Here is a 25,335-nt window from a genome sequence, read left to right as displayed (position 1 = left end):
ATCGGGCATCGCCGCGATCAGATCGCGACCGGAAAAATCGCCCCAAGGATCATCGCGCCGAGGATCGCCCCGCCGGTGATCGGTTTATTCCACAGATAGAACACCAGCGCGCCCAGCAGTGAACCGAGGCCAATCGGGATCGAGGCACCCATGGCAGCCAGAATAATCAGCGGCCCCAGAAAGCGTCCTGATGCATTGCCCGCGCCCATCATCACGTCCGCACCATAGGTACTGTTGCTTTGATTAATGGTGAATTTACGCGCCAGAATGATGACGTAGCCTATCGCCACGCCAATAACCAGACCGGTGACCAGCGAAGCCGCAAAATTCGCAACCGGGAAGACAAAACCCGCGCCCAGCAGCAGCGCGGGCACGCCCAGCCCGACGCCGGTCTGAATCGCCCCGCCGATATCCAGAATCCCGACCAGCGATCCTTCTATGATGCGGGCGAACAAAAAGCTGGCACCGAAGGCGGCAACCGCACCATAAACCCCCGTATCAATGCCCGCGCGTAACATAGAGACGAAAGCCACCTCGTTGAAAGCCCCGATGCCGTACAGGTAGTACATATGGGTTCCGGCAAACACGCCGGAGGAGAGCAAACCAACAAAAATCGGGAACGACCAGTCGGCATACCAGAAACCTTTGTTTGATTCTTCCATTGCAGACGCTCCGTTATTTGCCGCTCAGGCTGTTATGAATACTGTCGAGCCAGCCAGGAATGCCAAGCTGGAAGGATTGCAGCATCTTCATATCGAAACCGCGGAAGAAGGCGCTGAGAACAAACAAGGCGACGATGGCGCTCATCATGACTTTGGTCACTTTGTTCCAGCCGCTCTCTTCAACCCCTTTACCAATCAAAATGCCCAGCACCAGGCCCGGTACGGCATTGCCCATAATCAGCTGTGCCAGACCGCCAAAGATGGTGGCCCAGAAGCCCGATTTTTTACCGGCATCAATCGCCGCCAGCCAGAAGATCACCGGCATAACCGTGTTAACCAGCAGATTGGCGGCGGGCACCAGGACCTTCACCGCCGTGACCTGTAGGGCCGCTGGCACAGCAGAGGCGGTCGAGTTAAGAAAAGCCACCACCACCATGCCGATGATGCCGCAGGCGATAGCCATCTTTTTAGGATCGTGCAGCGTTTGCGTGACATTGCGATTTTTGACCATGATTGCCGCCGCGCCCCAGTTGGGAATGATGCGGTGATCCACATCCTGGGTGAACGCGCCAGCCGCCACAGAGGAAGCCCAGGCATTAAAGAAGAACCCCAACCCAAAAGAGAAGTGAGAGGCAGGATCGCCTTCACAGGAGTTGAGTTCACCCAGTGTGCGAAATGCGCCCATACCTTGTGTCGTCGGCGCATGGAACATGCGGGCGGCACCTGCACCCACACCGACGCCCACAAGGCCGCCGATAATTAACGACTTGAGCAAAATGATGAGAAACATCCTCTTTCCTTATATAAGTTGTTTGAGGCGAGGTTTACACGCGGGTGAAGTCGACTTTGTCACCGTCCAGACAGGTCACATTGATGGTGACCTCCAGGTCGACGCTGAAGTGCCTGCGCTCACGTGCCAGGAAAAAGAAAAGGAATTTTTCAGTTGTGACGCGTTCCAGCGCACGCACCACCTTTACGTCCTGCGGTTCAATGCGCAGCAGAATCTTATTGGCGTTGCGCAGGACTTCGTGCTGTACCCGGCTAAGCGCATCTGCAAAGGCTTTCGCTTTGGTATCGCCCTTACCGCTTACGGCAACCGAGGTTGTAAAGGTCTCTTTCATTCCTTATCCACCGTGTTTTTTGCGCCAGGCCTGAACCAGACGTTCACCCAGCTCTTCTTTGTCCATAAAGCCAAAGCCCAGCACGTTGGCCCCTTCATTAATGGCGGTCACGCCTTCGTCAACGGAGCGCATGCCATGTTTGGCCTTATAGCCATATTTGTTTTGCGCCGTAATCGCACCTGCACCGCCGCTGCCGCAAAAGGAGATACCAAAATCCGCCGCCTCTGCTTTCATGACATCGCCCAGCTTCATGTCCGCCGCGACACCGGGCACGACCACCGCACGGCCACCCGCTTTCTCTACGCCAGCCGCGACTTTCTGTCCTTTACCTAAACGATCGCCAATCACTACGGTTACCATATGTCTGTTCCTCTCATGGTTGGAAAATTAGTCGTTCTTCGCTACTTCAAAGTGGACGGAGAGCAGCCAGGCTTCTTCTGGTGGTAAATTGCCAAACAGATCCACCACCTGCTGCGCCAGCGCCATCGACTCCCTGGAGATTTCGTCAAACAGGTCAGCCTCAACCTCTGGCAGACTTTCCCCGGTCACGGATCGCAATGCCATGGCCCGCACATGCGAAGCCAGCATCTGGATCTGCACGGCATTCGGCTGGATGGATCGCTCAGCAAAAAGCGCCCCAATCTGCGACATCACGCGATCCGCCAGGGCCTGAATAGTTTGCTGTTCGTCTTGTGACGCATTCATCGCTACCGCTCCATTACACATACTCATCGTCTGCTTACCGTTACGCGTTTAGCGCGATCCCAAACTAACCAGCGACGGGACGGCTGTGGAGAAGGACTTTTTCCGTTTCAAAGTGGAAATCCTGCACCCGTGAGCGATCGGTAGCGCAAACTTCAGCTATCGCCTGGCCGGAATGATTTTTTTGTTAACAGAAACAGAGAGTTAATAATCGGATGTAAAACGGGCAAGACGGCACGGGAGGGATAAGCGGAAATTTGGGTTGCTGGTCAGCCGTCACAAAACCAACAAACAGCAACCCTGAGGATCGGGTTAACAGAGAAACTTATGACGCCGCGTTCGAGGGTTTTGTTAATCGCTTCACGCCGGGGTTGTCGACAGCAGGCTGGAGACGATGCTTTTTACGTCGGCCAATGGCGGCCACGATCAGGGCGAAACGGGCTTCATTGAGCCTGTAGCAGAACCCCATGATCAGCGCCGCGACAATCGCCAGCGTGCAGGGCCAGATAAAGATCAACTGCCTTAACCCCGCCAGCGTAGCGCTACTTTGTACGGTGTTCGGCACGTAGCCTATCTGCGTCAGCATCAGGCCGGGCAAAAATCCCGCCAGCGCGGCAGAAATTTTACGAAAGAAGGTGTAGCCGGTGTAACAGGCACCTTCTGCCCGAATACCGGTTTTCCACTCGCCGTATTCTACGGTATCCGGTACCAGCGCCCAGTTAAGGCTGTTAACGAACGCCGTGCCGAAAAATGCCACGCAGGAGAACATGACGAACAGCAGAGAGCTGTTCCCCCAGAGAAAGTTACACAGATCGCCCACGGCCCACAGGAGTAACCCACCCAGGTAGACCTGTTTTTTACCGAACTGTTTTACCGCTGTGGGCACCAGCAGCACCCCGACCAGGATACAGCCCATACTGAAAAAGCCCATCCAGGCGAGCAGATGCACATCATTCAGGACGTACTGGGTGTAATACACCTGGATGGCCAGTTTGATGTTAAACGCCGCCAGGGTACACAGGTTCGCCAGGCACAGGACACGTAACGGTGGATTGTGAAAGATAGCGCGAAATGCCGTTGCTACGCCGGGTTTATGATGGGCTGGCGTGACCTCCACATAGCGCTCTTTGACGCCGCGGTAACAGCAGGCCATGCACAGCATTCCGCAGGTCACAAAGAGCGCGGCAGCCACCTGATAGCCCAACGCGCTTTTGCCGACAAACAGCGACTGGATTGGCATAAAGCATACGGTACACACCAGCAATCCCAACGTTGCCCCACCTTGTCGCCAGGCGGCAAGATGAGCGCGCTCCGTGGGATTTTTGGTGATAGCCGGCACCATGGCCCCATACGAACAGTTCATCAGGCTGTAAAACAGGCCGAACATCATAAACAGCGCCGTCGCGATCGTGGTCTTTACCGTCAGGCTAAAGTCGTTAGCAACAAACTGTGCCGCCGCCACCAGCGCTACCGGCAGTGAGAAACAGAGAATAAACGGCCTGAATTTGCCCCTGGTGCCAATATGGCGGCGTGAATCCAGCACAATGCCGGTGAACATATCCGTGACGGCGGTGAAGAATTTGGCCACCAGGAAAATCACGCCGCCGTACCAGGCTGGCATACCCAGCTCATCGGTGTAGAACTTGAGTAAATAAAGCGTCCCAATAGTCAGCATCAGGTTGGAGCCAAAATCACCGAGGCCGTAAGCAAACTTCTCGCGCAGAGGGAGTTTCAGCGTGAGGGGATCGGAGCCTGTATTCATAAGTGATCCTTTTAGCGCCGCGACCGGCGCAGTCACAGAGCCAAATCAGCGCTGACGTTTACGGGCATCAATCTCTTCAATGATACGGACGTACATTTTTTCATTGAGGTTGTAGAAGCAGCCCATTGCCACAATCGTGGTGACCGCCAGCGCGCCGGGATAAATAAACATCAGCTGCTTTAAGCCCTCGACAGTGGCAGCAGACTGAATGACGTTGGGGACATAGCCGATTTGCGTCAGCATCCAGCCGGGGAAGAAGCCAGCCAGCGCCTGGGATACCTTACGGAAGAAGGTAAAGCCGGTATAAACCGTGCCTTCAGAACGGACGCCCGTCCGCCATTCGCCGTACTCTACGGTATCGGACACCAGCGCCCAGTTGAGGCTGTTCACAAAGGCAGAGCCAAAAAAAGCCAGGCAGGACCAGGCGACAAAACTGACCGAACCGCCACCGATAAAATAGTTGAGCAGGTCACCGACAACCCAAATCACTAATCCACCGATATACACTTTTTTCTTGCCAAAGCGCCGCACCGCGCCCGGCATCATGAACACGCCGATAAAAATGCATCCCATGCTGAAAAACCCCATCCAGGAAAGCAAAATGGGATCGTTCAGAACGTACTGGGTGTAGTACACCTGAATCGCCAGCTTGACGTTAAACGCCCCGAGCGTGCAGAGGTTGGCAATGCACAAGATAAACAGCGGCCGGTTACCGGCTATCGCCCGGAAAGAGAGCAGCAGGCCCGGCTTTTGTGCCGGACTGGCTGGGGCGTTTTCGACATAGCGTTCTTTAACACCGGCGTAGCACCACCACATAAAAAACAGCCCAAACGCTGAAAACAGCGTGGCGGCAACGATATAGCCCAGCTGCGGGCTTCCTTCCATCAGGTTCATCACCGGCACAAAACCCACCGTACAGATCAGCAGGCCCAGCGTTGCGCCGCCCTGTCGCCAGGCGGCCAGCGAGGCCCGTTCGTTAGGGTTTTTCGTCATGGCCGGCACCATCGCCCCGTAGGAGCAGTTCATCATGCTGAAGAACAGGCCGTAGAGCATGAAGAGCAAGGTTGCCACTATCGTTTTGCCGGTCATGTCGAACGGCGTTCCAACAAAATTGGCGATAGCCAACAGGGTCACCGGAAACGCGGCATACAGCACAAAGGGACGGAACTTGCCTTTCGGGCCAATCCTGCGCCGCGAATCCAGCATGATGCCGGTGCCCATATCGGTAAAGGCAGTAAAAAACTTGGCAACCAGAAAGATGATTCCGCCGTAGGTGCCCGGCAGCTCCAGCACGTCGGTATAAAACTTCAGTAGGTAGAGCGTACCGATATCTAACAAAATGTTTGAACCCAGATCGCCCATGCCATAGGCGACTTTCTCTTTAAAGGGCAAACATAATGTTGCCGGTTCATTGCCGGAAGGAAGGGGTTGCTGGCTCATGAGTTATCTCCGCAGCCCCACTGAGAAAGTCAGTGAGGCTGCTTTTTTCAGGATGGGTTAGACGGGTTCTGCTGCGCAATGTCAGCCCGGATAGCCGCCACTTTTTTGCCAAACAGCAGCTGCATCACGGCCAGCAAGCCAAACGACGGCACCAGCACCCACCATGCGGGGATAGCCAGCGCGCCCTTAATCAGCATGGAGCCGGAGGCAATCAGCAGGAGAAACACCATCAGGCGGAAAGCACTGACGGAGATGCGCTGGTGCACGTACTGGCCCACTAACGATCCCAGGATCATGGTGGGAATGCAGAACATCACCAGCTTGATTGTTGAGATCGTTAACATGCCGCTGGTGGTCAGGCCGCCAATAATGGCGATGTTATTCGCGGTGAAAAACGCATTGAGCGTGCCGCGAAAAGCCGCCGGTGCCAGATTCCTTAACATGCCGTAGATCACCACCGGTGGGCCATTGGTGGCAAAAGCCGATCCCAGCGCCCCGGCAATCACGCCCGTTGGCACCACAATCCAGTTTTTGTCATACACAGGCAGACGAGGAATAAACAGGCTGTAGAACGAATACAGAATCAGGAAGGTGCCCAGTCCGGTTTTCATGATGTAATCCGGGAAATTGGACAGCGCGTAGATCCCCAATGGGATACCGGCAAACGAGAACAGGATCAGCACCAGGGCTGACTTCCAGTTGGTCTCTTTGCGCGACAGCCAGGCAGCATACAGCGCGGTTGCCGTGCCCACGATGACCGACATCGGGGCCGCCATTTTGACCGGCAGCAGTAAGGTTACCAGCGGCATGGTAACCAGTGCTCCGCCAAACCCCGCACAGATGCCGATAAAGGTGTACAGGAACATAATGGCAATAATGATCCAGACCACATCGGTGGTGATTTCCAGCCCTTCCGGTGTAAACAGAGTAAAGAAGTCCATAATCTTTTCTCCCGCTACTGTGGCAATGTTTGGCTGCCTGTTAACCCTAATGAAGCAAACAATGGCTGCCATTCGCTGTCGGCACGATAAAACACCGGCGGTTTGCCCAGCGGGGCGGCGACGGTGATGTCACCGCCGTTAACGCTTTCACCGGTCCACATGTTGACCCAGCGGTCTTCGGGCAGGTAGAGCGACCAGTCGCGGCGGCCTTCTTCATAGACCGGCGCAACCAGCAGGTCACGCCCCAACAGATATTGGTATTTCAGCGCATAGGTGCGGGCATCCGCTTCATAGTGCAGAAATAACGGACGCATAACGGGCAACCCGGCGCGGGCGTTCTGCGCGACAGCCTGTTTGAGATAGGGTTTTAACGTGGTGAAGATGGTGGACATGCGGGCAAAGTGGGCAATGGTTTCTTCATCGCTATCGAACTGCCAGTTATCACCGGGACGGTTCCCTTCATGGGTACGCATCATCGGGGTAAAGGTATTGAAGTCACACCAGCGAAGCAGGAGTTCTTTACTGCGTTGCATCCCATACAGCGTGGTGTAGCCACCGATGTCGCTGTGATGCAAACCGTGACCACTCATCGCCAGTGACAAGGCGGCGGGCACTACCGAGGCCAGGCCATCGTCCAGGCTCCAGTCCACATTTTGATCACCGGCCCACATCATCACGGAGTACTTCTGGCTGCCGGTATAACCCGCGCGCATAAAGAACAGAACGTCACCGAGTTTGCCGGTTTCTTCCAGCGCCTCATAGTTGCACTTCGCCCATAGCGCCGGCCAGGCGTTATGCATAATTTCGGCACTGATGCCGTTGTGCAAGTGAGTGTCCGTCGGCAGGTACTCGCCAAAATCCGCCATCCAGCCGCGACAGCCCAGGGCAATCAAATTGTCTTTGATCACGCCTTTGAACCACTGATATGCCTCCGGATTGGTGAGATCGACCACGCCCGCATAAAACTCGCCAAATTCAACGTGGTAATCCTGTCCTGCCGCATCTTTGGTCAGATAACCCTTGCGGGCGGCCTCTTCGCACAGACTGCGGTCGCTGGCCACATAAGGGTTGATATACGACAGGAACTGAACGCCTTCCGCTTTCCACTGCTGAATACGCGCGTCCAGATGGGGATAACGCGCGCTGTCCCACTGCCAGTTCCACATCACGCGCTTGCCGAAGGAGGTCATTCGGATGCCGGACCAGTCCTGCGCCCAGATACCGTTCACTTTCACGCCCGCCTGGCGCATTCTGTCCAGCTTCTGCTGGCATACCTCGGTGCCGCCCTGAATACCCAGCGTGATGCCATCGTAAACCCAGTCAGGCAGTTCCGGCTGACGACCCAACAGGGCACTCATTTTTTCCAGCAGAGCAATATAAGTGTCAGCGCACTCAAAACGTAACGTGGCGTTATTTTCCCAGAAAGCCAGTTCGTGGTAATCCGCGGCACTGAAGTCAAAATTCATGTAGCCGCTGTTATCCACGTGGCAGTAGAACTTCTGGCTGCTGACAAACGTCGGCTGCGGGAAGAAGGTCCAGTAGTAATCCCCCCCGGCATTCTCGGCACAGTCAGCCTGCCAGGTCACCGCGCTTTTTTTATTGCGCCCGACGCCCTGTTCGCTGGTCCAGAGTGGGAAAGGTTTACCTCGCAGATCAAAACAGGAGAATTGCTCGCCACAGCCGTAGATGTGATCGTCTGCCTGCGCTGACAACCTCAGCCAGATACGATTAAGCCCGCCAGAATCATTTGTCAGCGCAAGCTGAAGGCGGCCTTTTTCATCCGTGCCAATCGTCAGCGTGGCACTGAACACCTCGCCGCGTGAAAAGCGTACCGTCCAGCCGGTGTCCTGGGTGGTAATCACCGCCTCTGTGAGCGCCAGCTTTTCATTCAGCCGGTCTTTGATGCTGAAATTGCCGCGAAACATATCGATATCGGCCTTGCCGTTGCCAATCCACAGACAGGGTTTTTCCTTGCTGTGGCTCATAATCTGTCGGTTTTGATAAGTCAGTGAAAAGCCGTCACCGGCGGCAGTAAGCGTTACGCCTGCCGTCTCAGGATGTTGTAAGTGCATTCTGACCTCTGTGTTGTAGGATAAAGAAGGTAAGGTTTGGCGTTATTTGAGCCGATCACAGCCAATCGTGAACGTCATGTGATGGCGCGCCTGCGGCGCAAGAAAAATCACATCAATGCCAGAGTTGAACGCATCAGGTGGACAACTCATCGGTTCAGCGGCCAGGCCAGTGCGGCCAAGTTTTTCGCCGCTGTAAATTTGCAGCCAGGGTTGATCGCTGCGTAAGAAAACCGAAAGTGATTGGTGTGGGCAGGTTAATCGCACCGCCCATTCGCGTCCGGCCGTGCAGGTGTTCACACTGCAGTCGATCTGCGTCGATGCCAGCCGACGCGGGACAAGAAAATCCCCTTCAGCAATCGCCGCGGGCAGCGTAAGCAGGCAGTCATCGACCTGGGTCATGTTGCAGGTCAGATAAGGATGCGAGCCAACTCCGTAAGGCGCGGGTTGATTGCCCACATTCTGGCTGCTGAGAGTGACCTGTAGACCCTGCGCGGCATCAAGTCGGTAAGTGGCCTGCGACAGCAATGCAAATGGGTAGCCGTAACTGGGCGGCAGAAATACCCTTAAGGTCGCCTCGCTGTCTGTCTGTTTGGTAATCTGCCAGTCACGCCAGGCCAGCAAGCCGTGAATGGCGGTGCCCCCTTCGTGGTCGTTGATTGGGAGCTGAAGCAGATTGCCGTTATGACGCCAGGTTCCCTTCGCGATGCGATTGGGCCAGGGAATAAGCACTTTGCCCATATGCGCCAGTGGCATGATTTCAGGCGGATGTGGGAGCACTAGGTGGTGGTCAGCATGCCTCAACTCAGCCAGGCCGGCACCCACGGTAACGATTTTTGCCTGATAGTCTCCGGCACGAAGAACAAGGGTTTGTCCGCTGCTGTGCATAGCTGGTACTCCCGTTTTTAGGTTTTTTAGGGATTATTTCGCGTTACAGTCCAGTAAGCCTGCCGCCACAGCCGGTGCCAGACCCGGAGCCAGTGGAAGGCGCGGGATCACCAGGCAATGCAACAGGTGATAGATATCCTGTTTGCCGTCCCACACTTTGGTGGTCACCTTGTTTTCGCAATCCAGCTCTTGCCACCATGAGCCGTTCTCGAAATCCATCATGTAGGTGATGCAGTAATCCCACCATTTCTGGTACCAGGCTTCGTATTGCGCTTCACCCGTGACGGTATATAAGGCATAAGCCGTGCCCATTGCCTCGACCACGGGCCAGCGCACTCTTTCACTCACCACCGGCTTGCCGTCCCAATCGACGGTGTAAACAAAGCCGTCTGCACCATCCGGCGCCCAGGCATCGCGAATGGTGGCGTGGAATAAGCCTTTCGCATCTTCAATAAGCCAGGCCGGGGGCGTTTCGAAGCGCGCCTCCAGCGCAGCATGCAGATGCAGCATCAGGCGTCCCCACTCAATCCAGTGTCCCGGCGTACCGCCGTAAGCCCGGAAGCGGTGAGCCGGATTCTCTTTGTTGTAATCGCGCAGGGGATTCCAGTCAGTATCGAAGTGCTCATTGACCCGGTACTCACCGTTGCGCGCAACATCGTGAATGATCACCGAGGTGACACGCAGGGCGCGGTCCAGCCATTTCTTATCGTGCGTGACGTCATAGACAATCAGGAAGGCTTCCACGGCGTGCATATTGGCGTTGCCGCCACGGTAGTCTTCTGTCTTGCTGAAGGCTTCATCCCAGGACTCCAGGCACATCTGCTCGTCTTCACTCCAGAAGTACCGCTCGATCACGTCGATAGCGTCATTCAGCAACTGACGGGCAGCAGGATGCCCCGTCGTGACCGCGCTGGCCGCGCCCAGTAGCACGAAAAAGTGCTGATAACCCTGCTTGGAGGCATCGACGACACCTTCATCGTTTACGCAGGCGTACCAGCCGCCGTACTTTTTATCGCGCAGCGCGCCATTCAGGGCGTTAATACCGTGTTCGACCAGCGAGTAAGCTCCCGGGCGGCCCATTGAGGCGGCCACGGCATAGACATGCAGCATGCGTGCGGTAATCCACAGGTGCGTACCCATATCAGGTTTTACCTGGCCGGTATTTCCCAGCCAGCCAAATCCAGTGGGGACCACTGCGTTTTTACCAAAGTCGAGAATTCGGTCCGTTTCCTGTTCGAGCCAGCGGTTGTGGCTCAATGTGTTAAACCATTTCATGTGCTTTTGCCCTCTTAACGTTTAGCCATCATTTCATCTACGATCTCGCCCAGCCGTTGCAGCCTGGGGACGGAGACATCCCGTAACATCAGGTCGGTGTCAGGTAATCCGATGACGGAAGACCAGACGGCACGCCCGGCCAGGAAGCCCGATGCGCCCGCCTGCATGGCCACCCGGACGGCGCGCGGGAACAATTTTTCATCAATGCCCGACGAGAGGATGACCCACGGCATGGCGATCCGATCGTTGAGCTTTTGCGCTGCCGCCAGCAGATCAGACTGTGTGCCTTTGCCAAACAGCGGCATTTCCACCTTGTAGAGATCCGCTCCGCTGTTGCCTAATTCTGTGGCGGCATCGAGGATCGCCTGCTCGCGATCAAAGCGATCGCCACGACGCGGCGGTCTCACCACCGGTTCGATAATGCTGAGCAGTCCATGGCTGTGGCAGCGCGCGTTGAAGGCCTTAACCATGTCAAGACGCTGCTGCGGATCTTCATCACTGCGCCACAGCACCAGCAGCTTGAGCGCCTTCGCGCCGTCACGCTTTACCGCCGCCGGATCGACGTTTTTATCGATCACCACGCTGTCTACCGGGATGCCATTGCCTGGAATAAATTCATCTGCCGCGACGATCAGGCCGCAGCCGGGGGCAACCGCTTGCCGTTCGACGATTTGCTGAAAACAAAACTGTTGATCGACCAGGATCGCCGAGGCATAGGGCGATAAAACAGTGGCGGCATTGACTTTAAACTCGGTCAGCACGCGATCGCTGACCGGAAGTGACGCGCCAGCGGCGGCGAACATCAAACGCATCGCCTCACGCTGATCGACTGCGAGCATGGCGAAACCACCTGAAGGTCGGGTGATATCGTTAAGGGTGTAATGAGTCATGCTTCTTTCCTCTGAGTAAGCGTCACAATGTGTTGGAAGTGGTGAGGCCCGCGCTGGCGCGAACATGTTCGAGAATGGCGGTCCAGTCCTCGCGTCCGCGTCCGGCAGCGCGGGCCTGGTTGTAAACTTCACGTGAGGCCGCGCCAAGCGGCATCGGTACATGCAGCTGGTTGGCGACATCCAGCGCAATCCCTAAGTCCTTGTGGGCCAGATCGATCATAAAGGCCGGTGAACAATCCCCTTTCAGGACCTTGTTGGGCCAGGTCGTGGTGAAATGCCCTTTGCCCGCAGGCGTGCCGTTCATCACCTGCAGCGCGACGTCAAACGACAGTCCTAACCCTTCACATAGCACCGCCGCTTCCGCAGAAAGCGCATTCAGCGCGATGCTCATGTAGTTGTTGATCAGCTTGACGCGAATCCCCATGCCAGGCCCGCCGGCGGGGATCAGCGCATCACCCATCGCCATTAACACCGGCCTTGCCCGCTCAATCTGTTGTGGCGTGCCGCCCGCCAGCAGCAGCAGCGTTCCGGCTATTGCGTGGTCAGATGTACGCCCCACGGGCACGTCCATCATGCTGAAACCGCGAGCGGTCATTTCGCCGATCAGCTGATCGGTTTGCAGCGGATGGATCGTCGACATATCAATCACCAGCGCATTGGGTGAAAGCGTGGTGCAAATCCCCTGGTCGCCAAACAGCACATCACGCACTAAGTCGCCGTTGGGCAGCATGGTGATCGCAAACTCGGCGCCTGTTGCCGCCTCGGCTGCGGAGACGGCCGCCCGGGCACCCTTGTCGGCCAGCCGCGCGACCGCCTGACGATCCACATCAAAGACGTTGAGCTGATGGCCTTGCTTAAGCAGATTGCTTGCCATCGGCCCGCCCATTTGCCCCAACCCAATAAAAGCAATTACCGACATAGCGCTCTCCCAAACCCTGTTATTGTCATATTTTGTCATCATGGATGATATTTACTGTCTGTTTTCGATCATATTTGTAATTTATGGTCAAAAAATTGACAGGTGTCACTTTTAAAACATTTGATGAAATTAAAATGACAGCACTGAAAAAAAGGGAGGAAGGGTCATGACACGTATTGCTTGTGTAGGGATCGCCGTATTAGATCGCATTTGGTATCTGGATACGTTGCCGCATCAGGGCGGAAAATATGTGGCAAACAACTATCGGGAAGTGGGCGGCGGTCCGGCGGCCACCGCGGCGGTTGCTGCCGCAAAGCTGGGCGCAGAGGTGGATTTTATTGGTCGCGTGGGTGACGACGACACCGGTAAAAGGCTGCTGTCTGAATTAAATCAGTACGGCGTAAACACCCGCTATACAAAGATTTATGAAGCCGCCCGCTCTTCGCAATCTGCGATTCTTGTGGATGCCGAAGGGGAACGCATGATTGCCAACTACCCTAGCCCGGACTTGCCGGAATGCGCAGACTGGTTAACAAAAATCGACTTTTCTCAATGGGATGCCGTGCTGGCAGATGTTCGCTGGCATCAGGGCGCCAGGCGCGCATTTACCCTGGCACGTCAACAGGGCGTCCCAACGATTCTGGATGGGGATGTCACCCCGCAGGACATTGGTGACCTGGTGGCGTTAAGCGATCATGCGGCGTTTTCAGCTCCTGGTCTGCAACGTCTTACCGGTCTGGAGGGAGAAACGGCGGCGTTGAAAAAAGCACAACTGCTCACAAATGGTCATGTCTATGTGACGCAGGGCGTGCAGGGCTGTGTCTGGCTGGAAGCCGGCACGCTGCAGCATCAGCCGGCTTTCGAGGTGAAGGTGGTCGATACCACCGGCGCGGGTGATGTCTTTCATGGCGCGCTGGCCTTCAGGCTGGCACAGAACGGCGCAGTCGCCGAGGCGGTACGTTTTGCCAGCGCGGTGGCCGCACTAAAATGTACCCGGCCGGGCGGACGCGCGGGGATTCCGGATTATGATCAGACCTGTTCTTTTATGTCAGTTAATGTATAAACTGTGAGCCATGGTGGTATTTAGAGAACAACCCATGATCCTTACGGACGTAACCGGTAATCCCCGCCACGATCGTTTACTCAGGCTGATCGCCGAACGTGGCTACATGAATATTGATGAACTTGCCTTACTGCTGGACGTTTCCACACAAACGGTACGCCGTGATATTCGTAAGCTTAGCGATCAGGGATTGATCACGCGCCATCACGGTGGCGCAGGGCGTGCATCCAGCGTAGTGAATACCGCTTTTGAACAGCGGGAAGTCTCGCAGACGGAAGAAAAACGCGCCATTGCTGACGCGATTGCGGACTATATTCCTGATGGCTCAACGGTATTTATCACCATTGGCACTACGGTTGAACACGTTGCCCGGGCGCTGTTGAACCACAAGCATCTGCGCATCATTACCAACAGCCTGCGGGTTGCCCATATTCTGTATAAATGCCCGCAGTTTGAAGTCATGGTGCCGGGCGGCACGCTGCGCCCGCACAACGGTGGCATTATCGGCCCGGTCACCACCGCTTTTGTCGCCGGTTTTCGCGCGGATTATCTGGTCACCAGCATGGGCGCGATTGAAAGTGATGGTGCGCTACTGGAATTTGATGTCAATGAAGCCTGTGTGGCACAAACCATGATGACGCACGCGCGTCATATTTTGTTAGCGGCAGACCACACCAAGTTTCAGGCCTCGGCAGCGGTAGAAATGGGCAGCATAAAGCAGGCGACCGCGCTGTTTACGGATAAACTGCCCGCAGCGGCCCTGCAAAATTTACTGAAAGCCCATCAGGTGGAAATCATCCAGGCTACGCCAGGCGGCGATGAGGATGCCTGAATAACTAACCCCGGCCGCGCCGGGGTTATCAACATCGTTAGCGGAACTTCTTGTGGTTTTCGTTACGGATAGCAGCCAGTTTTTGCGCTTCTGCTTTGGCTTCATCCAGCTTGCCCTGCTTCGCCAGTGCATCGGCTTTATCAATCTGGGCAATCAGGTCATCCATGCCTTTATGGAAGTCTTTCATTTCCGGGCTGTCAGGTGCTTTGCCTTCCAGTTTATCCGGGGTGCCTTTTTTGGCATCCTCGGCTTTGGCACGCAAATCACTTAACATTTTGTGCAGCTGATCGGCGCTTTTCGCCCCGTCCAGTGACTTGTAGATACCCGACATATCTTTCATATCGTGCTCAAGAGAGGCAGCACCGGCGGTAACGCTAACGGATAAGACGGCTACAGCGAACAACGACATAAGCTCTTTACGCATGCTCAGCTTCCTTTTTATTGTGGGAATGCTTTTTATAAAAAAACGGAGGGTCGATGCCCTCCGCTTGCTATCGCATAAACAACTTAAAAGAGATTTTACTGTCCGGCAATATACATTTCGGGGAGTAAGACCGAGCCGCACTGAATATTGCTGCGGGTTTCGATGTCATCGCCCACGGTGACGATGTTTCGCCACATGTCACCTAAGTTGCCAGCAATGGTAATTTCGCTTACCGGATACTGGATTTCACCGTTTTCAACCCAGAAGCCCGCCGCGCCGCGTGAATAGTCACCGGTGATCGCGCTCACGCCCTGCCCCATCAACTCGGTCACCACCAGGCCGGTTCCCATCTGCTTCAGCAGATCGTTGAAGCTGTGTCCCTGACCGGCGATGCGCCAGTTGTGAATACCGCCCGCGTGACCGGTGCTGGTTAAGCCCAGCTTGCGCGCTGAATAGCTGGTCATCAACCAGGTCTGCAGCACGCCATCTTTGATGATGTCGCGAGCCTCAGTACGCACGCCTTCGCTGTCAAACGGCGTCGATGCTAATCCTTTTAACAGGTGCGGCTGCTCCTGGATGGTGAGCCACTCCGGCAGAATCTGTTTGCCCATGGCATCCAGCAAAAAGGTGGATTTGCGATAAACGCTGCTGCCGCTGATGGCACCGACCAGATGCCCAAACAGGCCGGTCGCCACTTCGGGTGCAAAGATCACCGGCGCTTTCATGGTGTCGAGCTTACGTGGCGCAAGGCGCGACAGCGTCCGGCGCGCGCATTCCGCACCAACCCAGTCAGGGCTTTTTAAATCTTCGATGGCACGCCCAATGGTGTAAGCGTAGTCACGCTCCATATTGCCGTTCTGCTCAGCAATCACGCAGCTGGACAGCGAATGGCGGCTGGAGCAGTAGCTCTGTAACATGCCATGGCTGTTGCCGAACACTTTGATACCGACGTGACTGTTAAAGCTGCCGCCTTCGGTATTAGTGATGCGCTTGTCTGCCTGCAACGCCGCCTGCTCTGCCTGCGCCGCCAGTTTGATGGCATAATCGGCATCGATCTCCCACGGATGATAGAGGTCAAGATCCGGAGCCTGATAGGCCAGCAACTCGGCATCCGCCGGTCCGGCAAAGGGATCGGGTGACGTGTAACGTGCGATATCAATCGCCGCCTGCACGGTCCGTTTAATCGCATCCGGGCTAAGATCGGTCGATGAAGCACTGCCTTTGCGGTTTTGATGATAAACGGTGATGCCCAGTGCGCCGTCACTGTTGAATTCGACGTTTTCTACTTCGCCGTAGCGGGTGCTCACACCGATACCGGTGGTCTTGCTCACCGCGACTTCCGCGCCATCTGTACTTGCTTTTGCCAGTTCAAGCGCCTGTGCAATTGCCTGTTCCAGTGCTTTTCGCTGTTCTGCAACTTGAGTTGATACGTTCATCGACCTGCCGTCTAATCTTATGGTTGAATAATTTGAGTCTATCAGAGTCAGAGAACAATTTCGCAGTCACCCGATAAACTGGTAGGATTAGCCTCTTTTTTTTGGAGCCAGATATGACAAAGCAGCCTGATGAGTGGCTCGACGATGTACCCGATAATCACGAAGAAGACGAAGAAGAGATTATTTGGGTTAGTAAGAGCGAAATAAAACGCGATGCGGAAGAGCTAAAACGCCTGGGTGCCGAACTGGTCGACCTGGGTAAAAACTCGCTGGATAAAATCCCGCTGGATGAGCGTTTACGTAACGAGATTGAACTGGCACAGCGCATTAAGAAAGAAGGCCGCCGCCGTCAGTTACAGCTCATCGGTAAGCTGTTGCGCAGTATAGATGTTGAGCCGATCCGCATTGCGCTCGACAAACTCAAGAACCGCCATAATCAGCAGGTCGCCCTGTTCCACAAACTGGAAATGCTGCGCGATCGCCTGATTGATGAAGGTGATGAGGCGATGACGGACGTGATTGCCCTTTATCCGCAGGCGGACCGCCAGCAGCTACGTAGTATGATTCGTAATGCGCAGAAGGAAAAAGCGGGCAACAAGCCGCCGAAATCCGCCCGTCAGATTTTTCAGTACCTGCGTGAGTTAGCAGAAACCGTCTGACCTTTCCTGGTATTTGCGGCTGAGCAACGCCCAGCCGCAGGGTTTTCTTCTCCCATCAGAGGGAGAGGAAATGATCCGCTAGCGATTAGCGATCCAGACGATCCAGCAGCTTTTGATGAATCCCACCAAAGCCCCCGTTGCTCATGACCAGCACAGAATCCCCCGGCTGAGCCGTTTTTGCGATCATCTCAACCAGCGTATCAATATCCGCGCTACAGTGAGCAGGCTGCATGCAGGCATCTGCAACATCCGCCACCTGCCACGGAATATGTCCCGGCTGGAACAGGAACACTTCGTCGGCGCGTGCCAGTGATGGCGCAAGCTCGTTTTTATTCACGCCCATTTTCATGGTGTTTGAACGCGGTTCCAGTACCGCCAGAATACGCGCGGTACCGCCCACTTTACTGCGCAGTGCGCTGAGCGTGGCAAGAATCGCGGTAGGATGGTGGGCAAAGTCATCATAAATTTTGATGCCGTTTACCTCACCGCGCAGTTCAAGGCGACGACGGGCATTGATAAAGCTGCCCAGCGCCTGGCTGGCGTCTTCCGGCTTCACGCCGACGTGGCGCGCTGCCGCAATGGCCATCAGGCCATTGTGCATGTTGTGCTCGCCCACCAGCGCCCAGTTCACTTCGCCAACGTTCTCGCCATCAAGCAGAACTTCCCAGCGTGATGCATCCGGGATCAGTTTTTTCGCCTGCCAGTGACCGCCATCGCCGACGTGTTCCTGTTCACTCCAGCAGCCCATTGCCATCACCTGTTTCAGATTAGGATCGTGCTCTGGCAGCAGGATCTTGCCCTGGCCTGGTACAATGCGCACCAGATGATGGAACTGTTTCTGGATCGCCCGCAAATCGTCAAAAATATCGGCATGATCGAATTCCAGGTTATTCAGGATCAGCGTGCGGGGGCAGTAATGGACGAATTTGGAACGCTTATCAAAAAACGCGCAGTCGTATTCATCCGCCTCAATCACAAAGAATGGGCTTTTTCCTAATTTTGCAGAAACATCGAAGTTGCCGGGCACACCACCAATAATAAAGCCAGGTTCCAGGCCACAGGCCTCAAGAATCCACGCTGCCATGCCTGCCGTGGTGGTTTTACCGTGGGTACCCGCCACGGCCAGCACCCAACGGTCGCGCAGCACAAAATCGTGCAGCCACTGTGGGCCTGAGAGGTAAGGAATATTACGTTCCAGCACCGCTTCCACACAGGGATTCCCGCGCGTCATGGCGTTGCCGATAATGACCAGGTCCGGTACAGGATCAAGCTGACTTGCGTCGTAACCCTCTGTTAATGCTATACCTTGCTGCTCAAGTAAGGTGCTCATCGGTGGATAGACGTTGGCATCTGAGCCTGTCACCTGATGGCCAAGCGAGCGGGCCAGCATGGCCAGTCCGCCCATAAAAGTGCCACATATCCCAAGGATGTGAATGCGCATAACGAAGTCCATAACTCAAAAGTTCGGCGCACAGTGTAACCTTGCTTGCACACGGAAGAAACGGATTAGGACTATGGTTTTTAAAGTTCAATCGGCTAAACTGCGTACGCATCCACGGGCAGTTAAGTAGGCCGCTGCCACTCCATCGATGATTCAGGGAATGTGTTATGAAAACGTTGGGCGAATTTATCGTCGAGAAGCAACACGACTTTCCGCACGCCACAGGTGAACTGACGGCGCTTATCTCAGCCATTAAGCTGGGCGCTAAAATTATTCACCGTGATATTAACAAAGCCGGTCTGGTCGATATTCTTGGTGCCAGCGGCGTTGAGAATATTCAGGGTGAGCAGCAGATGAAACTGGATCTGTTCGCCAATGAAAAACTCAAAGCAGCACTGAAAGCACGTGGCATCGTTGCCGGTATCGCCTCTGAAGAAGAAGATGAGTTTGTGATCTTTGAAGGCGAAGAAAACGGTAAATACGTCGTCTTGATGGACCCGCTTGATGGGTCGTCGAACATCGATGTTAACGTCTCTGTCGGCACCATTTTCTCTATCTATCGTCGCGTTAGCGAACCGGGTACGCCGGTTGTCGAAGCCGACTTTATGCAGCCGGGCAATAAGCAGGTTGCCGCCGGTTACGTGGTTTACGGCTCATCCACCATGATGGTGTACACCACCGGTTGTGGCGTACATGCGTTTACTTACGATCCGTCTTTGGGTGTGTTCTGCCTGAGCCATGAACGTATGACCTATCCGGACGTGGGTTACACCTACTCCATTAACGAAGGTAACTACATTCGTTTCCCGCAGGGCGTGAAAAAATACCTGAAATTCTGTCAGGAAGAGGACGTGGCGACTCATCGTCCTTACACCTCACGTTATATCGGTTCTCTGGTGGCGGATTTTCACCGCAACCTGCTGAAAGGCGGCATCTATCTCTATCCAAGCACTGCCAGCCATCCTAAGGGTAAACTGCGCCTGCTGTATGAGTGCAACCCAATGGCATTCCTGGCTGAGCAGGCTGGCGGTAAAGCCAGCGATGGTCAAAACCGTATTCTGGATATTCCACCGGTCACATTGCACCAGCGTTGTCCGTTCTACTGTGGCAACACCGCCATGGTAGAGGACGTGGAGCGTTTCCTGGGTGAGTTCCCCGATTGCCGTCAGGGCTAAAAACGAAGGGCGCTATATTCGCGCCCTTTTTGGTTTACGACTGCTGTAGCCTGAATTGTGCCATCGCAGCCTGTAACTGCTCTGACTGCGACTCCAGTGAATGGGTCGCGGCGGTTGCCTGTTCCACCAGCGCCGCGTTCTGCTGCGCTGCTTCATCCATTTGCGTCACTGCAAGATTGACCTGATCGATACCACGACTCTGTTCTTCTGAGGCCATGGAAATCTCTTTCATCAGCGCCGTAACCCGCATGACTTCACCGGCGATCTCATCCATCGTTTCGCCCGCGCGCGTCGCCATTTCACTGCCCTCTTTGACCCGCGTTTGTGAGTCGCTGATCAGCGTACGAATCTCTTTGGCTGCACTGGCACTGCGTTGCGCCAGCGTACGGACTTCGTTGGCGACGACGGCAAAACCGCGCCCCTGTTCTCCGGCGCGTGCCGCTTCAACCGCCGCGTTCAGGGCAAGGATGTTGGTCTGGAAAGCAATGCCGTCAATCACGCTCAGGATATCGCCGATGCGGTTAGCGCTGTCGGTGATTTCATGCATTTTTTCCATCACGTAATTCACCACTTCCGCACCGCGATCGGCACTTTCAGACACGGCGTTAGCCAGCTGATGTGCCTGTTGGGCGTTGCTGGCGTTGAGACGGACGGTGGCCGTCAACTGCTCCATGCTGGCAGCCGTTTGCTCCAGCGATGCAGCGGACTCTTCCGTACGTTGAGAAAGATGCACGTTGCCTGCCGCCAGTTCACGGCTGCCGATATCGATCTTCAGGCCGGCTTCACGGACCTGATTAACCGATTCACGCAGCGCGTGCTGCATGCCTGCCAGCGCATTATTCAGTCGGCCCAGTTCATTATTGCCCGCCAGCGGTAAGGCCTGAGACAAATCGCCTGCCGCAATTTGCTCCAGGTGAGTAATCGCGTTGTTTAATGGCGTCAGCAGCATACGGCGTAACAGCACCCAGGCCAGCACCAGAAGCAGCAGTGACAGCAGCACGGCGATGGCAATCAGCACCTTCATCATGATTTCGTTACGCTGGGCTTCAGCCAACTGCGCATGCGTAATTTCATCGGCTTTTTTACCGAAGGTTTCTACCGCATTGCTGTATTTCACTGACAGCGGCTCCAGTTTGCCTTCCAGCAACTGGTAGTATTCATCGTTGTACTGTTTATCCAGCGCCTTCATCATCGGCAGGATGCCCTGATCAAGGTAGTCCTTATAGCTTGATGCAATCGCATCAGCCATAATCTTCCCTTCGGCAGTCACCGTACCGGCATCAACAAAACGCTTAAGATTCTGTTGAGATGCCACCACATCCGCCTGCGCGGTTTTGGTGATGCTTGCTCCCTCATCCAGTAAACCAATCTCAATTTTACGCACTGCCAGCGCAGCACTGGCACGTGCGCGCATTAAATCGGCATTACTTTGATACAAGCTGTTTAACTCAATCCCCTGAATGCGGTTAACCACATCCAGCGAACGATTCCCCTTATTAATTGCCACAATGCCCATCACACTCACCGCCAACAGCAGCAGTGTCATGAACGCCAGCAACGCCAGCAACCCCGTGCGCAGTGATAACTGTTTCATCTTGATCGTTTCCGTATGAGTAGTAAAAGGCGAAATAATTTCGACAACCCTTAAACGGAAAAAGTATCGGCAATGACCTGGGTAAACTTTAACGTCAATAGATGATTAACATCTCTATTACCGTTAACCTGTTAATGAAACTGACCGGTTATGTGGGTAAGCCAAAGAGGAAGAGCATGAAGAGAAGGTTAATACTGGCGCTGGTGGTTAACTGCGGAGGCGCATTCGCGCAGCAGTCCGATATCGATCTTCATCTAAATCAGTGCCTTAATAAAGCCAGCACCACGCTTGCAATGGTGCAGTGTAATGACAGCGCCATGAAAGGCTGGGATAAGGAAATGAACACCCAGTACGGTTTACTGATGAAAAAATTAAGCGGTGAACCCAAGGATAAATTGCGTGCGGCACAGCGGGCCTGGCTCAGCTACCGTGATGCCTGGCTGGCCGCCAGCCGCAGCCAGCTCAGCACCCAGGGCACGCTGGGGTCCGTTGCGCTCGGCACACAGGGCATTGCGCTGGTGCGCGATCAAACGCTGATGCTGCAATCTTTAAACAAAGGCAGTTGCGCTAACCCCGACGATTGTTGATTAATGTCAGTTCGTTACTGGCTATTCGCCGACGTTTTCATTTACCTGCAGGAAAAAATCATGGCTGCTTATGCCTCCACGCTTATTTTAATCGGCCTTGCCGTGCTGAGTTACTTTGTTCACAACACCGCCGTGACCCTTTCTATATTGATTCTGCTGGCCATTAAACTGACTCCGCTGGCACAGTTCTTTCCTTACGTGGAAAAACAGGGCATTACGTTAGGCATTATCATTCTTACGGTGGCGGTCATGGCACCGCTGGCGAGCGGTTCGCTGCCCGCGTCATCCCTGCTGAAGTCCTTTGCCAGCTGGCAGTCGATTGTGGCGATTCTGGTGGGCATTTTTGTCGCCTGGCTGGGCGGACGTGGCGTGAGTTTTATGAGCGTACAGCCTTCCGTTATTGGCGGATTGTTAATGGGCACGGTGATTGGTGTGGCGTTTTTCCGTGGCGTCCCGGTAGGGCCACTGATTGCTGCGGGCATTGTTTCCTTGTTTATCACCGCCAAATAGCGTTGAGGAGCATTCTGAAACGCCAAAAAGGGGGCGGACTTTCACAGTCAGTTGGCTATAATAACCGACACTCAACATACGACGACTAAAGGAATACCCGATGAGTTTGAACCAGGTGCCAGCAGGTAAAGACCTGCCAGAAGATATCTACGTAATTATTGAGATCCCGGCCAATGCCGATCCGATCAAATATGAAGTTGATAAAGAGTCTGGTGCCCTGTTTGTGGATCGCTTCATGTCCACTGCGATGTTCTATCCGTGCAACTATGGTTACATCAACCATACCCTGTCGCTGGATGGTGATCCGGTCGACGTGCTGGTGCCAACCCAGTACCCACTGGAGCCAGGCTCAGTCATCCGTTGCCGCCCAGTTGGCGTGTTGAAAATGACCGACGAGTCAGGTGAAGATGCCAAACTGGTTGCTGTTCCGCACACCAAGCTCACCAAAGAGTACGATCACATTAAAGATGTGAACGACCTGCCAGAACTGCTGCGTGCGCAGATCACCCACTTCTTTGAGCACTACAAAGATCTGGAAAAAGGCAAATGGGTTAAGGTTGACGGCTGGGATAACGCTGAAGCGGCAAAAGCCGAAATCATCTCTTCTTTCGAGCGTGCGGCTAAGAAGTAAAATCCGTTGTGCTGACATGACCGATTGCGGTTTTCAGTACAGGGCAAAAGAGAACATGCTTTTTCTTTTGTACCGAATACAGGCCCTACTACGGGCCTGTATTTTTTTATCTTAACGTTATTAATTCTTTGTATTTACCGTCTCAACGCTGGCAGCCCTTTCGCGTGAAATCGACAGTTAAGCGATCGCGATACTGATACAGGTCGTAGTCCTGATTGCGCGCAATGCGCTCGCCATGACACATTGCCATAACCAAATCGTTCTCGCTCACCGTGATATCGTCTTGTATCGGATTCGTTGCCTTAAAGCCTCTTATTGCCATATAAGGAAACGGAAACCACCAGTTAGCGAAATATTCAGGAATCAGCGCGCTAAGCACAGGGTAATTATTTAGAGAATTGAGATAAACAGGTGAACGAGGTGCGGCCCCATTAAACTGCATATAAAGCGTTCCCACGGACAATGCATTGGTGTCCTGCTTTAACTGATGCGTAATCCCGGCATTGATTTCATCTTGTTGACGAATGGCATTACCGTATACATATATCCCCGTAAAGGCATAAAGCAAAGGAACAGCGACAATGACGTTTATAAAAGCCCCTTTTCCTTTCATCGCCCATGCCAGTAATGTTGCGCTGAATAACATAAACCCACTCACTGCCAGCATCACTCTGGGGGCAAGCAAAGGGTTCTGTAAAATAAGCAGGCTGCCCGGAATAATCAGGAATGCGGCGCAAGGTAATAGCAGCGCCAGCGCGGCAACCAGAATGCGGAGCGGGCTACGTTGATGTTGTACATAGCGCAACGCGATTATCGCCGCGGATATCATAGCAACGGCCAGAACCGTCAGCAGCACCTCCATCCCTTTGCCATCTTTATAGAAGGTCGCATCGATAAAGTGCCAGTAGGCCAGCGCATTGTTGCAAATGGTTTCCCATAGCTGGTTATCTGCAATGCCGGGATGATTGGCAGCATGCTCACCAGAGAAGGTCCGGGGTAACAGGATTTTAAGGTAGATAACAGAAGCGACCAGAAACGCTGCACCTCGCTGAACAAGACCGCGAATAATCTGTAACGGCGGCACATTGTTCACCATCTGACCAAATGCAGCAACAAAGACCATCATCACTGCAATATTGACAGCAATTTGATAAAGGCAATAAATGGCGAGGAGGACAAAAACAGCTGTCAGGAACTGGATAACCGGCTTCTGTACAGGAAATAATACCCATGCCAGGCTTAACACAAGCGCACATCCGATGGTGAGCACGTCAAAGCGATAAGAAACTATTTCAGCCAGATAAGGATTAGCAAAAAAGCTCAGCGTGGCTAACACCCCAACCCAGGTTTTTAACGCGCTAAAGTGGCGACGATGGTAGTGGGCTAACGTCACGGCAATAATAACGGTGGTGATAATCAGCGGTAAAGGAAAAATGTCTGAAACATGGGAACTGAGGAACAGTGCTTTCATTAGCAGATCGGCTAATGGTCTTCCGTCTCGTCCCCAGAGCGCATTGCCCGTTATGGCTCTGCCGTTGTCATCAATATAAAAAGTATTTGCAAGTAACAACGGTAAAGAAAATAAAAAGGCAGCGACAAGATAAATATTGATTGTTTTTTTCATTACTCTTCACTTTGGAAATGTCTGTGCGTTCATGCGCTGAGTTTTAGTGATAACGGCGCTATTATGCAAGGCGTTTACCCGCCAGCAAGCTTACAGGAAAAGTATTTGCATCATTAATAACCCAAACCGCTCTTCCCATAACGTTTATACATTGTGCCATGATTAAATCCTGTCTTGCATACCCGCGCATGGCACAGAAGACATCACCTTTCGGCATAAGAGCCCTGGAAGACACAGTATCGACTGAGGGCATTGATAAAAGGGTTCATGAAGATCATGAACCCTTTTATCCTGAATCGCATTCGGCTTAACAGGTTGGTTATCCCAACGAATTATTCGCTTTCCTGCTCCTCATCACGCTTCAGCCAGTCACCACTCATGATACGCTGGCGTCCTGAGACTGAACGTTGATAGACATAAAGCCATGCGCTACCGAACGGCGTCTGAATCAGATGCCGTTTGTATTCTCCACCCTTAGTACGAAGCGCATCTAACTCGGCGAGGATGGAGGCATCAATCCGGTATACTTCGCAATATACCTTTCCTTCGCCATTAACCACGCCGGGATAGTGACCAAGACTGTAGAGTTCATAGCCCTCAATCTGATGGTCACCCAACCATTGCGCGTGTGTCATCCAGTGACTGTTTCCCTGTTTGCGCCGTAAACTGCCATAGACAATTATTCGCATT

At 54.0% G+C, this 25,335-nt stretch carries 26 protein-coding genes; 7 read left to right on the top strand and 19 right to left on the bottom strand.

Going from position 1 to position 25,335, the window contains the following annotated elements:
• Nucleotides 1-17 precede the first annotated feature (17 nt).
• The 13 genes from NR177_RS20005 to yihU all read right to left on the bottom strand — a co-directional run bounded on the left by NR177_RS20005 (nt 18) and on the right by yihU (nt 12,669).
• Nucleotides 18-662, bottom strand: coding sequence for a DUF4310 family protein (locus tag NR177_RS20005; RefSeq protein WP_013027353.1), 645 nt, complete (start codon nt 660-662; stop codon nt 18-20).
• Between the two features lie 13 nt (nt 663-675).
• Nucleotides 676-1,452, bottom strand: coding sequence for a DUF4311 domain-containing protein (locus NR177_RS20000; RefSeq protein ID WP_241568253.1), 777 nt, complete (start codon nt 1,450-1,452; stop codon nt 676-678).
• A 34-nt stretch (nt 1,453-1,486) separates the two neighbouring features.
• A complete protein-coding gene (locus NR177_RS19995) occupies nt 1,487-1,783 on the bottom strand; it encodes a DUF4312 family protein (protein ID WP_063877374.1) in 297 nt (98 codons plus the stop codon).
• A gap of 3 nt (nt 1,784-1,786) precedes the next feature.
• Nucleotides 1,787-2,143, bottom strand: a complete 357-nt coding sequence (locus NR177_RS19990; protein WP_063877375.1) for an SFCGS family glycine-rich protein — start codon at nt 2,141-2,143, stop codon at nt 1,787-1,789.
• A gap of 27 nt (nt 2,144-2,170) precedes the next feature.
• A complete protein-coding gene (locus tag NR177_RS19985; RefSeq protein ID WP_370513243.1) occupies nt 2,171-2,515 on the bottom strand; it encodes a glycine dehydrogenase in 345 nt (114 codons plus the stop codon).
• Between the two features lie 295 nt (nt 2,516-2,810).
• Nucleotides 2,811-4,247, bottom strand: coding sequence for an MFS transporter (locus NR177_RS19980; RefSeq protein WP_063877377.1), 1,437 nt, complete (start codon nt 4,245-4,247; stop codon nt 2,811-2,813).
• Between the two features lie 45 nt (nt 4,248-4,292).
• Entirely contained in the window at nt 4,293-5,687 is a 1,395-nt protein-coding gene (locus NR177_RS19975) for an MFS transporter (protein ID WP_256853469.1), read from the bottom strand.
• Nucleotides 5,688-5,734: 47 nt separating this feature from the next.
• On the bottom strand, nt 5,735-6,628 hold the full coding sequence (locus tag NR177_RS19970; protein ID WP_096011231.1) for a sulfite exporter TauE/SafE family protein: 894 nt from the start codon (nt 6,626-6,628) through the stop codon (nt 5,735-5,737).
• A 14-nt stretch (nt 6,629-6,642) separates the two neighbouring features.
• Complete coding sequence (locus tag NR177_RS19965; RefSeq protein WP_256853468.1) at nt 6,643-8,700, bottom strand: alpha-glucosidase; 2,058 nt, start codon at nt 8,698-8,700, stop codon at nt 6,643-6,645.
• Nucleotides 8,701-8,742: 42 nt separating this feature from the next.
• The gene (locus tag NR177_RS19960; protein ID WP_256853467.1) at nt 8,743-9,585 is read right to left on the bottom strand and encodes an aldose-1-epimerase; all 843 of its coding nucleotides are present in this window, start codon (nt 9,583-9,585) and stop codon (nt 8,743-8,745) included.
• 33 nt (nt 9,586-9,618) lie between these two features.
• On the bottom strand, nt 9,619-10,860 hold the full coding sequence (yihS, locus tag NR177_RS19955) for a sulfoquinovose isomerase (RefSeq protein ID WP_256853466.1): 1,242 nt from the start codon (nt 10,858-10,860) through the stop codon (nt 9,619-9,621).
• A 14-nt stretch (nt 10,861-10,874) separates the two neighbouring features.
• Nucleotides 10,875-11,750, bottom strand: coding sequence for a sulfofructosephosphate aldolase (gene yihT / locus NR177_RS19950; protein WP_241568260.1), 876 nt, complete (start codon nt 11,748-11,750; stop codon nt 10,875-10,877).
• Nucleotides 11,751-11,772: 22 nt separating this feature from the next.
• Nucleotides 11,773-12,669: a sulfolactaldehyde 3-reductase gene (gene yihU, locus NR177_RS19945; protein ID WP_063877384.1), complete on the bottom strand. Its 897-nt coding sequence runs from the start codon at nt 12,667-12,669 to the stop codon at nt 11,773-11,775.
• Between the two features lie 166 nt (nt 12,670-12,835).
• On the opposite strand from yihU, the gene NR177_RS19940 reads away from it, so the two are divergent.
• Together NR177_RS19940 and NR177_RS19935 are read left to right on the top strand one after the other, a co-directional pair.
• On the top strand, nt 12,836-13,732 hold the full coding sequence (locus NR177_RS19940; RefSeq protein ID WP_256853465.1) for a sugar kinase: 897 nt from the start codon (nt 12,836-12,838) through the stop codon (nt 13,730-13,732).
• A 34-nt stretch (nt 13,733-13,766) separates the two neighbouring features.
• Nucleotides 13,767-14,564, top strand: a complete 798-nt coding sequence (locus NR177_RS19935; RefSeq protein ID WP_063877386.1) for a DeoR/GlpR family DNA-binding transcription regulator — start codon at nt 13,767-13,769, stop codon at nt 14,562-14,564.
• Nucleotides 14,565-14,601: 37 nt separating this feature from the next.
• Here the strand turns inward: NR177_RS19935 and cybC are convergent, their stop codons facing one another.
• Together cybC and pmbA are read right to left on the bottom strand one after the other, a co-directional pair.
• Complete coding sequence (cybC, locus tag NR177_RS19930) at nt 14,602-14,988, bottom strand: cytochrome b562 (RefSeq protein WP_063877387.1); 387 nt, start codon at nt 14,986-14,988, stop codon at nt 14,602-14,604.
• 95 nt (nt 14,989-15,083) lie between these two features.
• On the bottom strand, nt 15,084-16,424 hold the full coding sequence (gene pmbA / locus NR177_RS19925; protein WP_063877388.1) for a metalloprotease PmbA: 1,341 nt from the start codon (nt 16,422-16,424) through the stop codon (nt 15,084-15,086).
• A gap of 113 nt (nt 16,425-16,537) precedes the next feature.
• On the opposite strand from pmbA, the gene yjgA reads away from it, so the two are divergent.
• Nucleotides 16,538-17,083, top strand: a complete 546-nt coding sequence (yjgA, locus tag NR177_RS19920; protein WP_063877389.1) for a ribosome biogenesis factor YjgA — start codon at nt 16,538-16,540, stop codon at nt 17,081-17,083.
• An 85-nt stretch (nt 17,084-17,168) separates the two neighbouring features.
• On the opposite strand, the gene mpl is transcribed toward yjgA, so the two are convergent.
• The gene (gene mpl / locus NR177_RS19915; RefSeq protein WP_256853464.1) at nt 17,169-18,524 is read right to left on the bottom strand and encodes a UDP-N-acetylmuramate:L-alanyl-gamma-D-glutamyl-meso-diaminopimelate ligase; all 1,356 of its coding nucleotides are present in this window, start codon (nt 18,522-18,524) and stop codon (nt 17,169-17,171) included.
• Nucleotides 18,525-18,691: 167 nt separating this feature from the next.
• On the opposite strand from mpl, the gene fbp reads away from it, so the two are divergent.
• The gene (gene fbp / locus NR177_RS19910) at nt 18,692-19,699 is read left to right on the top strand and encodes a class 1 fructose-bisphosphatase (protein WP_063877391.1); all 1,008 of its coding nucleotides are present in this window, start codon (nt 18,692-18,694) and stop codon (nt 19,697-19,699) included.
• A gap of 34 nt (nt 19,700-19,733) precedes the next feature.
• Here the strand turns inward: fbp and NR177_RS19905 are convergent, their stop codons facing one another.
• On the bottom strand, nt 19,734-21,293 hold the full coding sequence (locus NR177_RS19905) for a methyl-accepting chemotaxis protein (RefSeq protein ID WP_218995868.1): 1,560 nt from the start codon (nt 21,291-21,293) through the stop codon (nt 19,734-19,736).
• A 176-nt stretch (nt 21,294-21,469) separates the two neighbouring features.
• On the opposite strand from NR177_RS19905, the gene NR177_RS19900 reads away from it, so the two are divergent.
• The 3 genes from NR177_RS19900 (at nt 21,470) to ppa (ending at nt 23,021) form a co-directional block, all read left to right on the top strand.
• Nucleotides 21,470-21,880 carry a lysozyme inhibitor LprI family protein gene (locus NR177_RS19900; protein WP_109717054.1) on the top strand — a complete coding sequence of 137 codons (411 nt, stop codon included), beginning with the start codon at nt 21,470-21,472 and terminating at the stop codon, nt 21,878-21,880.
• A gap of 60 nt (nt 21,881-21,940) precedes the next feature.
• The gene (locus NR177_RS19895) at nt 21,941-22,390 is read left to right on the top strand and encodes a DUF441 domain-containing protein (protein WP_063881038.1); all 450 of its coding nucleotides are present in this window, start codon (nt 21,941-21,943) and stop codon (nt 22,388-22,390) included.
• Nucleotides 22,391-22,490: 100 nt separating this feature from the next.
• On the top strand, nt 22,491-23,021 hold the full coding sequence (gene ppa, locus NR177_RS19890) for an inorganic diphosphatase (RefSeq protein ID WP_063877393.1): 531 nt from the start codon (nt 22,491-22,493) through the stop codon (nt 23,019-23,021).
• Between the two features lie 142 nt (nt 23,022-23,163).
• Here ppa and NR177_RS19885 read toward each other — a convergent pair whose 3' ends face one another.
• Entirely contained in the window at nt 23,164-24,645 is a 1,482-nt protein-coding gene (locus NR177_RS19885; RefSeq protein ID WP_256853463.1) for a glucosyltransferase domain-containing protein, read from the bottom strand.
• 332 nt (nt 24,646-24,977) lie between these two features.
• Nucleotides 24,978-25,334, bottom strand: coding sequence for a gamma-glutamylcyclotransferase (locus tag NR177_RS19880; protein WP_256853462.1), 357 nt, complete (start codon nt 25,332-25,334; stop codon nt 24,978-24,980).
• Nucleotide 25,335: the final 1 nt, after the last annotated feature.

This window comes from Pantoea sp. Fr+CA_20, assembly GCF_024520835.1.
Classification (GTDB): domain Bacteria; phylum Pseudomonadota; class Gammaproteobacteria; order Enterobacterales; family Enterobacteriaceae; genus Pantoea; species Pantoea allii.
The sequence above is the reverse complement of the archived record's forward strand: the minus strand, read 5'-3'. Positions and strand labels throughout refer to the sequence as shown.

Excerpts from the sequence above, each read along its gene's own strand:
- NR177_RS20005 (WP_013027353.1), bottom strand. The coding sequence starts at position 662 with ATGGAAGAATCAAACAAAGGTTTCTGGTATGCCGACTGGTCGTTCCCG.
- NR177_RS20000 (WP_241568253.1), bottom strand. The coding sequence starts at position 1,452 with ATGTTTCTCATCATTTTGCTCAAGTCGTTAATTATCGGCGGCCTTGTG.
- NR177_RS19995 (WP_063877374.1), bottom strand. The coding sequence starts at position 1,783 with ATGAAAGAGACCTTTACAACCTCGGTTGCCGTAAGCGGTAAGGGCGAT.
- NR177_RS19990 (WP_063877375.1), bottom strand. The coding sequence starts at position 2,143 with ATGGTAACCGTAGTGATTGGCGATCGTTTAGGTAAAGGACAGAAAGTC.
- NR177_RS19985 (WP_370513243.1), bottom strand. The coding sequence starts at position 2,515 with ATGAGTATGTGTAATGGAGCGGTAGCGATGAATGCGTCACAAGACGAA.
- NR177_RS19980 (WP_063877377.1), bottom strand. The coding sequence starts at position 4,247 with ATGAATACAGGCTCCGATCCCCTCACGCTGAAACTCCCTCTGCGCGAG.
- NR177_RS19975 (WP_256853469.1), bottom strand. The coding sequence starts at position 5,687 with ATGAGCCAGCAACCCCTTCCTTCCGGCAATGAACCGGCAACATTATGT.
- NR177_RS19970 (WP_096011231.1), bottom strand. The coding sequence starts at position 6,628 with ATGGACTTCTTTACTCTGTTTACACCGGAAGGGCTGGAAATCACCACC.
- NR177_RS19965 (WP_256853468.1), bottom strand. The coding sequence starts at position 8,700 with ATGCACTTACAACATCCTGAGACGGCAGGCGTAACGCTTACTGCCGCC.
- NR177_RS19960 (WP_256853467.1), bottom strand. The coding sequence starts at position 9,585 with ATGCACAGCAGCGGACAAACCCTTGTTCTTCGTGCCGGAGACTATCAG.
- yihS (WP_256853466.1), bottom strand. The coding sequence starts at position 10,860 with ATGAAATGGTTTAACACATTGAGCCACAACCGCTGGCTCGAACAGGAA.
- yihT (WP_241568260.1), bottom strand. The coding sequence starts at position 11,750 with ATGACTCATTACACCCTTAACGATATCACCCGACCTTCAGGTGGTTTC.
- yihU (WP_063877384.1), bottom strand. The coding sequence starts at position 12,669 with ATGTCGGTAATTGCTTTTATTGGGTTGGGGCAAATGGGCGGGCCGATG.
- NR177_RS19940 (WP_256853465.1), top strand. The coding sequence starts at position 12,836 with ATGACACGTATTGCTTGTGTAGGGATCGCCGTATTAGATCGCATTTGG.
- NR177_RS19935 (WP_063877386.1), top strand. The coding sequence starts at position 13,767 with ATGATCCTTACGGACGTAACCGGTAATCCCCGCCACGATCGTTTACTC.
- cybC (WP_063877387.1), bottom strand. The coding sequence starts at position 14,988 with ATGCGTAAAGAGCTTATGTCGTTGTTCGCTGTAGCCGTCTTATCCGTT.
- pmbA (WP_063877388.1), bottom strand. The coding sequence starts at position 16,424 with ATGAACGTATCAACTCAAGTTGCAGAACAGCGAAAAGCACTGGAACAG.
- yjgA (WP_063877389.1), top strand. The coding sequence starts at position 16,538 with ATGACAAAGCAGCCTGATGAGTGGCTCGACGATGTACCCGATAATCAC.
- mpl (WP_256853464.1), bottom strand. The coding sequence starts at position 18,524 with ATGCGCATTCACATCCTTGGGATATGTGGCACTTTTATGGGCGGACTG.
- fbp (WP_063877391.1), top strand. The coding sequence starts at position 18,692 with ATGAAAACGTTGGGCGAATTTATCGTCGAGAAGCAACACGACTTTCCG.
- NR177_RS19905 (WP_218995868.1), bottom strand. The coding sequence starts at position 21,293 with ATGAAACAGTTATCACTGCGCACGGGGTTGCTGGCGTTGCTGGCGTTC.
- NR177_RS19900 (WP_109717054.1), top strand. The coding sequence starts at position 21,470 with ATGAAGAGAAGGTTAATACTGGCGCTGGTGGTTAACTGCGGAGGCGCA.
- NR177_RS19895 (WP_063881038.1), top strand. The coding sequence starts at position 21,941 with ATGGCTGCTTATGCCTCCACGCTTATTTTAATCGGCCTTGCCGTGCTG.
- ppa (WP_063877393.1), top strand. The coding sequence starts at position 22,491 with ATGAGTTTGAACCAGGTGCCAGCAGGTAAAGACCTGCCAGAAGATATC.
- NR177_RS19885 (WP_256853463.1), bottom strand. The coding sequence starts at position 24,645 with ATGAAAAAAACAATCAATATTTATCTTGTCGCTGCCTTTTTATTTTCT.
- NR177_RS19880 (WP_256853462.1), bottom strand. The coding sequence starts at position 25,334 with ATGCGAATAATTGTCTATGGCAGTTTACGGCGCAAACAGGGAAACAGT.